Origin of the sequence: Mesorhizobium sp. M2A.F.Ca.ET.067.02.1.1, from assembly GCF_004023285.1 — a bacterium.
Classification (GTDB): Bacteria; Pseudomonadota; Alphaproteobacteria; order Rhizobiales; family Rhizobiaceae; genus Mesorhizobium.
Genome location: NZ_RZSB01000083.1, coordinates 1 through 12,802, shown reverse-complemented (window position 1 = coordinate 12,802; position 12,802 = coordinate 1). Strand labels below are relative to the sequence as shown.

Genomic DNA, 12,802 nt, shown 5'->3' with positions numbered 1-12,802 from the left:
CTTCTTCTTTTCCATCGAGCCCGCCTCGTCGCGGTCGATGAGGCGGCCCTGGCGCTCGGAAGTGCGGGCGGTCAGCATCTCGCCAACGATGGCCTCCAGCGTGTCGGCTTCCGATTCGATGGCGCCGGTCAGCGGATAGCAACCCAGTGTACGGAAGCGCACCAGTCGGTTCTCGATCGCCTCGCCGGGGCGCAGCTGCATGCGGTCGTCATCCTTCATGATCAGCATGCCATCGCGCTCGACCACCGGCCGTTCCTTGGCGAAATAGAGCGGCACGATCGGGATGTTCTCCTGCAGGATGTACTGCCAGATGTCGAGCTCGGTCCAGTTGGACAGCGGAAAGACGCGGATCGACTCGCCCGGCGCGATGCGGGTGTTGAAGATCTTCCACATTTCCGGCCGCTGGTTCTTGGGGTCCCAGGAATGCTGCGCGTTGCGGAAGGAGAAGATGCGCTCCTTGGCGCGCGACTTCTCCTCGTCGCGGCGGGCGCCGCCGAAGGCCGCATCGAAACCGTATTTGTCGAGCGCCTGGCGCAGCGCCACTGTCTTCATCACATGGGTGTGGGTGTTGGAGCCATGGTCGAAGGGATTGATGCCGTCGCGCACGCCATCCTCGTTGACATGGACGAGGAGGTCGAAGCCGAGCTTCTGCGCCATCTGGTCGCGAAAAGCGATCATCTCGCGGAACTTCCAGGTGGTGTCGACATGCAGGAACGGGAAAGGCGGCTTGGCGGGATAGAAGGCCTTCATCGCCAGATGCATCAGCACCGAGGAATCCTTGCCGACCGAATAGAGCATCACCGGCTTGGAGAAGGAGGCCGCAACCTCACGGAAGATGTGGATGGATTCGGCCTCGAGCCGCTGCAGATGCGTGAGCGCGATATTCATGGACTGTCGAGCGTTCTCTCGTGCCGTCGAGCGGAAATCTTGCATTGCAGGCGCAATTCCATGCCGCCCGGGCGCAAATCTCACTTCGGACAAACTGTTTCGTGCGGGCGTTCTAACAGATCGGCGCTGTCCATAACAATGCGGGACGCGCCGGACGCACGATGATTAGGGAACGAATTTTCCAAGCGAGGGCGAGAAAGCGGAAAATCCTGCCAGGGCGCAACGCGAAAGCAAGGAGAGGACCGTAAGTTCCGATGCGGCCGCTCCGAACCAAGGATTTCTGTCGGAACATCGTCAACCGGCCTATCGCGGAACGACGCCAGCCGCTATATGGGCTCGGGGAACGGGCAAGGCGCGGCAAACGGGTACGTCCAGCCAGCCATCAGCTGGCATCACGGATCCGGGCGCAACCTGGAAATTGCGAAGCAAGCATTTGAACCCATTTACAAAGCTCCGGCGCCAGCTCACGCCCGCTCAGATCAATTTCTATTTCTCGATCGTCTGCTTTTTTTCGCCGCCGGTGCTCGGCTCGCTCGTCAGCATCACCTTCAATGCCGGCGGCGTGTGGTCGGCAATGCTGCTGGCCGCGAAGCGGCGGCGCTTCAACATCGACGGGCCGATGCTCGCCTTGACCGCGGCGATCTACGCCTATTGCGCGGCCATGGTTCTCGCTTCGATCGTCAATGGCACGCTGGCCGCCGATCTGCGGTTCTTCCTGCCGCTGATCACCTTCCTGCTTTTCCCGATCTCCTATTCGACCTGGAGCATTACCGAGAAGACCGCGCTGGCACGCATCGCCATTCTGGCCAGCGCCGCGGCCTGTTTCGGCGCATTGGCGATCGCCATCGTCCAATATCACTGGCTGGGCACGAGGGCCGAGGGCGGGGCCGGAAACGCGATCGTCTTCGCAACCGTTACCTGCCTTGCCGTCATGCTATGCCTCGCCGGCGCGCTGTCAGGCATCGAGAAACGCTGGAAGCTGCTGGTCCTGGCGGCGATCGCCGGAGCGATTGCGATCGTCTATTCGGGCTCACGCATGATCTGGGTGGCGGTGCCGATTGCCGGCATCGTCGTGCTTCTCGTCAACCGCCGCCGGTTCACCAACGCCAGCATGGCGCGCTTGGCGGTGATCGGCGTCGTGGTCGCCCTGGCGATCGCCGCCATCGGCTCTCGCGCCATCATGGATCGAGCCGACTTCCTGGTCAGCGACTGGGATGCGCTGAACGCCAATGGCGATCATTCGACGGCGCTCGGCCTGCGCGTGGCAATGTGGGAGATCGGCCTTGCCGCGGTTCGCGAGATGCCGATTTTCGGCCATGGCATCACGGCCAGCCGCGCCCTGATGAAGCAGGGTTTTCATGAGCAGTTCGGTCTGAGCGCGGGCTTCAGCCATTTTCACAACGGCTTCCTGACCGCGATGGTCGAGGCCGGGCTGCTCGGGGGGCTGGCGCTAGCCTCGATTTTCATCGTTGCCGCATGGAACGCGGCAAGGACGCTGCGCCTCAGCGTCGATCCGGTGGAGCGGTTCGGCGCGACGATGGTCCTTGTCGCGGTCATCACCTATCTCATCGGCGGAATGGCCGGCATCCTCGTCGGCCACGACATTCTCGACGCGACGCTGATGGTGTTCCTGGTTTCCGGAACCTACCTTGCGTCCGGGCGGACGGTGGCGCCGACCGGCAAGGACGCGCCTGCGGTGGCGCCGGGCGCCAGCCGGCAACCATGAAGGTTCTGGTCACCGGCGCGACAGGCTTCATTGGGCGCCGGGTCGTCGGCCGGTTGCGCCAAGCCGGATTCGACATACGGACCGCTTCGCGCCTGCCGCAGCGGCTGGCAGGGGATGACGATGCCGTCGCGCTGCCCGGCGCCGATGCGCCGCAGGAGGCCTATCTGGCGCTGATGCGCGACGTGACGCATGTCGTCCACTGCGCGGCACTCAACAATAATCGCGGCGCCGGCGAGGCCGACTTGCGGGCTGTCAACGCGACACTGACCGGGCGGCTCGCTCAGGCGGCCGCCAAGCGCGCCGAAGGGCGCTTCATTTATTTCTCCTCGATCCGCGCCGTCGTGGCGGCCGATTTCAGCGGCACGATCGACGCGGCCACGCCCCCTGCCCCGCGATGCGCCTATGGGCGTTCCAAGCGCGAAGGCGAAATCGCAATGCTGGAGGCTTTTGCGACCGCCGGACATGCGGGCGCGACGGCGCTGCGGCTGCCGCCGGTCTATGGCGAAGGCATGAAGGGAAATCTGCGCGGGCTGATGCGTCTCGCAGCCACCGGCCTGCCGCTGCCCGCAGCCGCCTTGACCGCGGTTCGTTCGCTGGTCTCGCATGACGCGGTGGCTGGCGCCGTGACGCATCTCCTGGCCCGTCCGACGCCGCCGCGCCCCACCTATGTGCTGGGCGATGCCTCGCCCGTCGCTATGGCCGAAATCATCACCGCGTTCCGGCGCGGATACGGCCGGCCAGCCCGGCTGATTCCCATGCCGGCCTGGCCGTTCCGGCTGCTGGCGACGCTCAGTGGCCGACAAGCGTCGTGGCAGGCTTTGGTGGCGACGCAGATCTGCGATTCGTCGCTGCTGGCCTCGGAAGGCTGGATGCCGGAAGCCGACACTCTTGGCCGGCTCGAGGACCTGGCGCGGCAGGGTTAATTCCAGCGCAGACGGTTTCCGCCCAAACCAGGAGCGTTTCATCGTTTCGGCGTCACGCTCTAGGCGCGGTAGAACGTGCCCAGCAATATCCTGATATCCAGGCGAATCGTGGCGGCTTGAACGTAGGCCGCGTCGGTCTCGGCGCAGCGTTTTGGATCCGACATGTCGATCCCCTTGATCTGCGCCAGCCCGGTTATGCCCGGAAGCGCTGTGAGCACGCCCAGCTGCTTGCGCCGTTCGATCAGTTCCGTCTGCGTCGGCAGGCACGGACGCGGTCCCACCAGGCTCATCTCGCCCTTGAGCACGTTCCAGAGCTGCGGCAACTCGTCGATCTTGGTTGCGCGCAGCACCTTGCCCACCGCCGTGACCGAATTGGCCGGCGCCTGGTGGGTCGGCAAGGAGGGGGTGTCGCGACGCATCGTGCGCAGCTTGCAGCAGGAAAAGAGGGTTCCTTCCCGGCCGACGCGGGTCTGCGAGAAGATGGCCGGGCCGGCCGACGTCGCCCGGATCGCCAGCATCGCGACCAGCACGATCGGCGACGTTAGCGCCAGCATCACCGCCGCGACAACCAGATCAAAGACCCGCTTTGCCGTCACGGTTCAGATCCGGCGCGAAAGGAAAGCAAGGTAGAGCCCGAGCGTGCCCATCAATGTCTGCCGGTAGACGCCGCTTTTGCCGAGCAGGCGGAAGCGCCTGAAGGTGCTGCCCTTGCGCGCCCTGATGAACAGGCGAAGGCAGAGTGCGGGATCGGGCGCGATGAGGTCGCGGTTGACGGCAAGGCCCCTGAGATTGCTGTCGGTCCAGGTGGCGAACTGGCCCTGGAACAGCCGTCCGAGCCGTGAAAGCCTTGCCTCCCACGAGACATTGGCGCCGACGAGGTTCGCCGCGTGCTGCCGGTATCTGACCAGCGGCCGCGGCTCGTAGCGGACCTTGCCGCCGGCGGCGGTGACGATGAGATAGGCCCACCAGTCATGGCTGACGAATTCGGTCCTTGCCGATGCTTTCGCCAGGAGGTCGCGCGCCTTGCGGTTGAAGAGCATGGTGTTGCCGCCGGCGATGCTTTGCACCAGCGCGTTGCGGAAAGACGGCGGACGGCGAAACAGCGGCGAATAGCCTGCTGGGATGCCGGCCTCCGAAATGGTCGCCGTGCGCGAGCAGAACAGGAGCGGCATGTCGCTATCCTCTCCCTCCATCCAGCGGATGGCGCTCTCCAGCCGATCCGGCTCCCAGACATCGTCCTGGTCGCAAAAGGCATAGTAATCGGCATCGATGCGGGGATCGATGATCATCGAGCGGAAATTGGCGGCGAAACCCTTTCGCGGGCCATCCACCAGCGTAACGGAGCCCTTGTTCCAGCGGGATCGCCAAGCCTCGACCATTGCGACCGTGGCGTCCGTCGAGCCGTCGTCGGAAACCCATAGATCGACCGCGGGCCAGGACTGCGCGAAAAGCGATTCCAATTGCTCGCCGATGAATGCCCCGCCATCCTTCGTGCCCATGAGGACGGCCACCCGCTGATCTTTCGCGGTCACGGTGTCTGAACCCGCGGGCGCATCCGAACGGGCTTCAACGGCCGATTTCGGGCGGGTGGCACTGCTCTAACCGATCTGTGCGGCCGTTTTCGGCACAGCCTGGCCGTGCGCGCCGAGGTCTGCCTCGGCCTGGTATAAGCCGCCCAGGACGGCAAGCGCCGCGGCCTTGTCGCGATCGTGCATCGCGGCCACCAGCGCCGGCAGCGCGGCCTCGATCCTGGACCATTGCAGGACGTCGCTCCTGAGGCCGAAGATCTTGGCGATGTCGAGCTTGACGACCTCTTCATTCTCGCCATGCAGCGTCTCGTGCAGCTTCTCGCCGGGCCTGATGCCGGTGAAGCGGATCGGAATGTCGGTGTAGGGGCTCTTGCCGGCCATGCGGATCATGGTCTCGGCGACTTCGAGGATCGGCACTGGCTTGCCCATGTCGAGCATGTAGATGGCGTAATCGTCCTCGCCCTGACGCTGCTCGGCATCGGCGGCCGACATGATGACCAGATCGACCGCCTCGGCCACGGTCATGAAATAGCGGGTCATGCGCCGGTCGGTGATGGTGACTGGACCGCCGGCCTCGATCTGCGCCTGGAAGATGGTCGCCACCGAGCCATTGGAGCCGAAGACATTGCCGAAGCGCACGGCGATGAACTTGGTGCCGGAACGATGCGCGCTTGAGAGGCCGGCCCCATGACCGTTCGCCGCGGCGGCATGCAAGGATGATGGCGCGGCATGGGCCTCATGCAGCGAGGAGACGATCTGCTCTGCCGCCCGCTTGGTGACGCCGAGCACCGAAGTCGGGGCGACGGCCTTGTCGCTGGAGATCAGCAGGAACTGCGGCACCCCGCATTCGGCGGCGATCTCGGCGCAGGCGAGCGTGCCGAAGACATTCGTGTCGATCGCCGCTTCCCAGTTCTCTTCCAGCAGCGGCACGTGCTTCAGCGCCGCGGCATGAAAGAGGATCGTGGGTTTGAACTCGCTGACGAGACGCATCATGTGAGGCCGGTCGGTGACGTCGACGATGCGGCTGGTCAGCCGGTCGCGGTGCTTCTCGTCGATCAGCTGGTCGAGCTGGAAAATGCCGAATTCGGAATTGTCGGCCACCAGCACCGACTCGGCGCCCAGCTCCAGCGCGCGCTTGACAAGCACGCGACCAATGGAGCCGGCGCCGCCGGTGACCATCACCCGCTTGCCGGCGACGAAGGCGCCGATGCGCGTCGTGTCGGTGGCAACCGCCGAACGGCGCATGATGGTTTCCATCTCGACGGTATCGAGAACCAGCCTGCCGCCCTGCCCCAGCTCCGACAGGCCGGAGAACTGGACGACGGCGATGCCGCTGTGACGGGCGACGCGCACCAGCTCGGCATAGTCCTCGATGTCGCGCTCGGCGCCATTGCCGAAGATCAGGAGATCGAGGTTTTCCGTGCCCTTGACATAGTCCTCCAGCACCTCGACCAGGCGCGGCCTGAGCGCCACGACCGGAACGCCCTGGATCCGCGTGCCGAGCGGCGCGTCGCTCTCGGTGGCCATGATGCCGGCTATGGCGTATTCGGCCGGCACCGCCGTGCGGGTGAAGCGCACGATCACGTCCGCCTCGCTCAGCCGGCCGATGAACAGCGCCTGCTTGACCGGCGCGTCGCCCGGAGCGCGGCGCAGGATGCGCCATGACGCGCCGTCGCGCAGAAAGCGGTAGTAAAGCCTGGGCGCCGAAATGATGGTGAAGGAGACCAGGAAAAAGACGATGAACTGGCGTTCGTTGAGGCCGGCGACCGGCTGGAAGAAGAAGCGGAAGGCAAGCGAGGCCAGATAAAGGACCACCGTGAGGCTGCCGCAGCCCTTGAGGATGTTGAAGAAGTCGGGCGTGGAAGCAAAGCGCCAGACGGTGTTGTAGAGGCCGCAGGAGCGAAACAACAGATGGGCGGCAAGCACGATGATCGCCCAGCAGACCAGCCCGGCAAAGGAGAACGCATCGAAAGAAAGCCGCGACTGCGACAGGATGAGGCTGAGCGCCACCGCGACCAGGACCATGACGAGGTCCTGGATCATGATGATGGCCTGCCGCATCTTCGGTCGGAGTCCCGATACGGCTTCTACATAGGCGGTCATTGGGTAGTACTGAACTCCAGGCGTAGGGACATGCTATCAGAACCGCGCAGGACAAAACATCGTCTGCCGCCACTCTGGATTGCAAATCCCCAACCCCGTCACCCGGCTACCGCATTAGCGCGGAGCGGGCGGGAGAGCCAGAGGTTTTTTAGGGGACCCGCCTACTTAAGGGCAAAGTTTAGACGTATAGTCTCTCAGCGAAGGTTGAAGCCAATGTTATCTTCAACTAAAATTGATCGGAGGGCCAGCATTGGATCGGTTTGAAGAGCTTCGTCGAAACCTTGATAAGACAAATATGGTCGGCATCGAGATCGGGCCCTTCTATAGTCCCGTTGCTCCAAAGTTCGATGGTTGGAAGACAATTGTTATAGACTTCCAGGACGGCGATGCTTTGCGGTCTGTAGCCAGAGACCATAGCGTTGAGGCAATTCGCGCCAAAGTTAGCCAAATCGAAGACGTAGACATTGTTTGGCAAGGCGATCCGCTGGATGATCTGGCCTTGGTCCGAAGGCCAGAGGGATACGACTATTTCATCGCAAGCCACGTTATAGAACACACACCCGATATTCTGAGTTTCCTTCAGCAGGTCTCGCGGCTTCTGCGAGAGACCGGGGTTATCTCACTGGCCGTCCCAGATATGCGCAAATGCTTTGATCTCTTTAAGCCTGCGAGCAGCATCCGGGAGGTCCTCACGGCTTATCGAGAGAAGCGGGTACGACACACCCCAGAGACCTTATTTGAGGCCCGTGCTCTGTCCGTAAACCGGAACGGCCTGGGCTCCTGGCTGGCCGGATCCACCGCACCTCTCGCCTTCACAGGAAATTTTGACCACGCTTGGCGGTCTTACCAGCAGGACGTCGCCAGCCTAGACGCTCGCTACATAGACGCACACGCGTGGTTTTTCACTCCAGCATCCTTTGAATTGCTCATCCTTGAACTCAATTACATGCGACTGCTTGACGTATCGATCACAAGCCTGGTTGAGAGCCACGGCTCAGAATTTATTGTTCAGTTACGAAAGACGCCAGCCATCCAAATTTCACTCGCTGATTTCAACACCAAACGTTTAGCGCTTTCCCGGCAGCAAGCTGTCGAATATGCATCCGAGGCGGTTGGCGCACCGCAACAACCCGCATAGGCGGTTTGAGCAATTTACCTCCAGTATGTAGGCCAATCGGCTACGTTAACACAAGCGGTATCGACGAATAACTCCATATCGTTCTGGTAAAAATCTCTAAGATAAGCTATGTCTTCCTTGCTCGGCGGAACATAGGCACCACCGCCAACATGCTCGGCTATCTCTTCTTTTATTGGAAAGGGGGATATCTGTAGAAATCGCGCGATTAAAGCGAGGACGCCAGCCGGGTCGCGTTTTAAGTCATTGGAACGCAGTAGCAGAACTTTACTGGGGTGGAACAATCGAAGCAAGTTGCTGATCTGAGCGCCGTAGAGACCTCGCTCCACGTAGCTATACGTCCTCCACGCAGGATGATTCCTTGCGAACCCGTTGAGACGAGCACGGCCATTCCTAATGGCATAGCTAAAAGGAACGTTGTCTGCGCCTCGGGACATTTCCATTCGCCAGTGCGACCAAGCCCTCTCGATCGGGTCACGGAAAATCAGAATGATCTGAATTTCGGGATTGTACTCCGCGATGCGCTCCAAAGCATTCGGCCAAAAAATTGAGATTGGCGTAGCCTCGAACGCAATTCGTTCACTGTCGTCCGACGGGAAGAAGCTGTGAAGCCGTTCGTAGTCGGGACTAATCCAATCAACACCGGTTTCGTCATCAAAAAAGTGAATTTCTTTGCGCCTCGGAGGCAGCAGACTAGGGTGGCGCGTCAGATAGGTGAAGAGAGCAGACGTTCCTGCCTTTTGAACTCCTGCAACCACAAAACCGAGACGGCCATTGCGCACGGATTAACCTCACCAAGAACGTTATGCCGTCTCTGAGCGTATGATCGGCGCCTCTAAAATTGTCGAGGATTGAGGTATCGCTTGATAGTCTCGGGTAGCGGCAAACCGCTTTACTGCCTCCCTCTGTTGTTTCGTTGGCTGGTCGAGCCCTATGAAATCGGCCATTTCACAAAGCAGCGCTTCGGGATCCAGTGCCGCTCGTTCGTAACTCACGAGCAACGTCGGCCATTGCAACTTTTGCAATAAACTCCAATACCGGCTAAACCGATGCAGAGCCTGCTCATAAGCCTGCTCGATCGAGTATTGCATCTTGTTGAATTCCGACTGCGCTATTGCAGCCATATCTCTGTTTACAAAAACTACTAGCGGATTTCTTACTTCTGTCGATACTTTTTCAAGATAAAGATCGGCCGAAGGATCCTTCCAGCCCCAAAGGCTGTTCGAGTCATTGCGTTCCTGAATAAGCCTTCTAAGGTTCTCAGTCACTGAATCCGCAACAGGACTCGTTGGACGGCCGTGTACATCGCGACCTTGTGCAGCGTTAACGAGTTCAACGTCCTCATGATTGACGGAATCGCTGTCCGCACCCATGGGCACGCCCAGGATGATGGCTGCGCCAGCAACCAAACTGGTTCCGCCTCGCCCACAACCCACCACTATCAAAGTTCTTTCGGCATTAGGAGGCTCAAGGCTGATCGCCCTATGTGATGTGACCATGTTGACCGCTTCTACTGTTTGACTGTCTGCCGGCGAGAATAGCGCGACCAAGTGCGTACACTAGGCGGTCTTCCGCTCGCCGGCTAGCTTCTCGCTCGCCATAGCGCGCACGTGGCGCTTGAGGAAGTTCAAGTGTCTTGAAGTGAGCGATTGATCCCAGTTCCGCGGATACCTCATCGTCTTGGCGAGCCGATAGCGCTCCTCCAGATCGAGGCTTTTGAATTTCGCCAACTCCAGCGCCGCAACGATTTCGCCTAGTCCCGGCGCCGCTGGAATTATGTTTCCGCTCAGACTCTGCAGGTAGCTTTCGGTCTTGGTCTTGAAGGTGTTCGTCACGACAACACAACCCGATGCCGCCAAATCCATGGGGATCATGCTCGGATGAGGCGAAGCCATCAAAGTAAGGCAGATATCGAAGCTGGCAACTTCCTCGATATAGGTGGTTAAATCCATTCTAGGCAGTGAAACCGAGCGAACGCCAGGAAGGAGTTCGACAACCCCCTCACCAAGACCCATGCCGACACAATCCCACTCGTCGGGATCGAATATACCGGACCTGAAGGCCGTTGAGAGAGCCAATGCCGTCAATTCGAACATATTCCGGTCCACAACCGGGCGAGAATAAAAGACGATCTTCTTTTTCTCTTTTGACCGATTGCGGTGAATAAAAATTTCCTTTGGCAGTAGATTAGCAGAACAGGCGTTATTGAAGAACGTATATGACATATTTCGAGACTTGATGCCACCGACGTCATTCTCGACAAAGAATCTCATTAGGCTCTCGCTCGAAAATATAGCGTGATAATTCATTTCATACGTTCGATCAGCAATCGCGTGCAAGCTATTTGCCGGATAAAACAACGCCTCGTAGTCTTGTATCAAATATATAAATTTATCCTTTCCAATAGCCAAGTTAATTTTTTGCGCAAAGTAGGCCGAGTACCATACCGTTGCAACTGCGCTATCATATTCGGAGACGCGAAGAGGCTCCCTCCTCTCACCTATATACTCAACCTCAAGTTCATCGAAAATCCTTTCCATTCCTGGATACTTCAGAACCTTTTCTTTGAATTCAGGAAGGTTAAAGTAGAAGTTATCGAACAGAACAAGGCGAACGTTCACACCTGTTTTGCGCAGGAACAGCGCCATCTGAAAGACGCCAAAGAAGCCTGCTGAGATCGATTTGAAATCGAACGCTGGAACGAGAACGTTGATAGTCTGCGGCCGACGTTTGTCAATCTCCACGTCAGGCAGGTCATAGACACGGTTCAGGCGCAGATTGAGGAAATCGCGATCATAAACGTGGTTCGGAGGTGCGATCGCCGGAATCAGCGGGAGGCCCGCAAGATAAGAGGATTGCAAATCCGCAAGCAGCCCCAAGCGGTGAGCCGCGAAGAGGCAAAGATACGCGAGCCGACTCTTATAGCTCTGTAGCTTGATGTTCGGATCGAAGACCTTGTGATAGGATTGCTTCAACTCCTGATGCCCGAACAACATCGACCCCGCACCTGCGAGCGCTGCAATTACCTGTCGACGCATTAGCTGAAAATCTCCTCCCTCATGATTCGACCTTTTTCGAGATACACCGCCGAGTGACACATGGAGCGGATCAAGGCGTCGGAATGAGACGCCAGAACGATGATTGCCGCATTGTTGAGCCAATGATCCATCCGCTCGCGCGCTTTTTTCTGAAAAGATTCGTCGCCTGTCCCTAGTCCTTCGTCTAGCAGCACAATGTCAGTGGGGTAGGCAGTAACAGCTGAGAATGACAATCGTGTTTGCATACCTGCGGAGTATGTTCGAACCGGGAGATCAATGAAGTCCCCTAGCTCTGAAAAATCGATGATAGAATCGATCTGTTGTTCCACCTCCCTTGGCGATATTCCAGCCATGAGGCTTTGAAGCCGAATAAATTCTCGTCCGGTAAGCTCTGGAGAAAGGCCCATCGACGGCTTTATCAAAACAGCCGTATCTCCCGTTATCGCGGCAGTCCCACTTGTGGGCTTCAGAATACCAGCCAAAACTCGCAGCAAAGTCGTCTTGCCGGCGCCATTGTGTCCGCACAGACCCAATCTCGTGCCGGGTTGAAGGTCTAGCGAAACGCCGTCGAGCGCAGCCACCTCGAACCGACCGGAATCGCCCGCCAAGAGACGACCGCCGGTCGTAAATCTGAGCGCTGCCTGCTTGAGCGACCGGTTAGCCGGAGCGGACCAGATTGGGATTCGAACAGATACGTCAGTTAGTTGGATCGATGGTTGTGACATTGGATTCCAATTGATCGCAGCTCGTGGCTCAGAGCCAATACGGAATTCGGTGCTGAGTTCTGCGATAAAGCGCGTATGCGGCGAGGCTGCCCAGCAAAGCGATCGCGGCAGAAACCAGCACGCTTGTGTAGTCTGTGCCACCGTTCAGGATCGGCGTGCGCGCAGCGTCGATCATGTAGGTGATGGGATTGAGAACCAGGAATAGCGATTCAGAGGGCAGAACCTTCGCCGTCCAAAGGATTGGCGACAGTATGAAAAGCAACTGCATTGCCGATGCCGTGATTAACGGGACGTCCCTGAACCTCACCGAAATAACCGATACAATGGAAGATATCCACGTCGCGTGAGCTATCAGCAATACGACACCAATAACGAACATTGGAATATTTAATCCAACATTTGGGTAAGCTATTAACATTGTAAATAAAACAACTATAAGATTGTGAAGAAGAATCATAAAGTTCTTCGTAACACATCTAAATATGCAAGAAGCAGGAGACATTTTGGTATTCAAAATTAAGTCATGAGCGTTAATTACGCTCTCAGCGCCTTCGACGACAGTTGCCGATAGAAATTGCCAAAGAACTATGCTCGTTGCCAAATGGTGAAGATATTCTCTTATTGGCTGGTTGAGTAGAACCGCATAAAGAAAGCCAACCGACGCAGCGAATATCGCTGTATTCAAAGTTATCCAAAGTGGACCGAAGGTCGAGTTTCGGTAACGAAGCTTTATGT

Annotated in this window: 12 protein-coding genes; 3 read left to right on the top strand and 9 right to left on the bottom strand. The window is 58.7% G+C overall.

Annotated elements, in window-relative coordinates; translation table 11 throughout:
* The coding region (gene cysD, locus EOA28_RS09570; protein ID WP_128314838.1) for a sulfate adenylyltransferase subunit CysD at positions 1-933 on the bottom strand (933 nt) is incomplete at its 3' end.
* Positions 934-1,321: 388 nt separating this feature from the next.
* Between cysD and EOA28_RS09565 the strand changes: the two genes are divergently transcribed.
* Together EOA28_RS09565 and EOA28_RS09560 are read left to right on the top strand one after the other, a co-directional pair.
* Complete coding sequence (locus EOA28_RS09565) at positions 1,322-2,614, top strand: O-antigen ligase family protein (protein WP_128314837.1); 1,293 nt, start codon at positions 1,322-1,324, stop codon at positions 2,612-2,614.
* Complete coding sequence (locus EOA28_RS09560) at positions 2,611-3,537, top strand: NAD-dependent epimerase/dehydratase family protein (RefSeq protein WP_128314836.1); 927 nt, start codon at positions 2,611-2,613, stop codon at positions 3,535-3,537. The genes EOA28_RS09565 and EOA28_RS09560 overlap by 4 nt, the downstream gene beginning before the upstream one ends.
* Positions 3,538-3,596: 59 nt before the next feature.
* Here the strand turns inward: EOA28_RS09560 and EOA28_RS09555 are convergent, their stop codons facing one another.
* From EOA28_RS09555 to EOA28_RS09545, 3 genes are all read right to left on the bottom strand, one after another.
* Complete coding sequence (locus tag EOA28_RS09555; RefSeq protein WP_281060895.1) at positions 3,597-4,133, bottom strand: sugar transferase; 537 nt, start codon at positions 4,131-4,133, stop codon at positions 3,597-3,599.
* Between the two features lie 3 nt (positions 4,134-4,136).
* Complete coding sequence (locus EOA28_RS09550; protein WP_245501502.1) at positions 4,137-5,048, bottom strand: glycosyltransferase family 2 protein; 912 nt, start codon at positions 5,046-5,048, stop codon at positions 4,137-4,139.
* Positions 5,049-5,135: 87 nt separating this feature from the next.
* A complete protein-coding gene (locus EOA28_RS09545) occupies positions 5,136-7,127 on the bottom strand; it encodes a nucleoside-diphosphate sugar epimerase/dehydratase (RefSeq protein WP_245463221.1) in 1,992 nt (663 codons plus the stop codon).
* A 292-nt stretch (positions 7,128-7,419) separates the two neighbouring features.
* On the opposite strand from EOA28_RS09545, the gene EOA28_RS09540 reads away from it, so the two are divergent.
* Entirely contained in the window at positions 7,420-8,307 is an 888-nt protein-coding gene (locus EOA28_RS09540) for a class I SAM-dependent methyltransferase (protein WP_127250097.1), read from the top strand.
* 14 nt (positions 8,308-8,321) lie between these two features.
* Here the strand turns inward: EOA28_RS09540 and EOA28_RS09535 are convergent, their stop codons facing one another.
* From EOA28_RS09535 to EOA28_RS09515, 5 genes are all read right to left on the bottom strand, one after another.
* Entirely contained in the window at positions 8,322-9,086 is a 765-nt protein-coding gene (locus EOA28_RS09535) for a sulfotransferase domain-containing protein (RefSeq protein WP_127250096.1), read from the bottom strand.
* Positions 9,087-9,107: 21 nt separating this feature from the next.
* The gene (locus EOA28_RS09530) at positions 9,108-9,803 is read right to left on the bottom strand and encodes a sulfotransferase domain-containing protein (protein WP_127250095.1); all 696 of its coding nucleotides are present in this window, start codon (positions 9,801-9,803) and stop codon (positions 9,108-9,110) included.
* A gap of 60 nt (positions 9,804-9,863) precedes the next feature.
* On the bottom strand, positions 9,864-11,342 hold the full coding sequence (locus tag EOA28_RS09525) for a hypothetical protein (protein WP_127250094.1): 1,479 nt from the start codon (positions 11,340-11,342) through the stop codon (positions 9,864-9,866).
* A complete protein-coding gene (locus EOA28_RS09520; protein WP_189341987.1) occupies positions 11,342-11,950 on the bottom strand; it encodes an ABC transporter ATP-binding protein in 609 nt (202 codons plus the stop codon). The genes EOA28_RS09525 and EOA28_RS09520 overlap by 1 nt, the downstream gene beginning before the upstream one ends.
* Before the next feature lie 145 nt (positions 11,951-12,095).
* Positions 12,096-12,802: ABC transporter permease (locus EOA28_RS09515; protein WP_128314835.1), on the bottom strand; the 707-nt coding region annotated here is incomplete at its 5' end.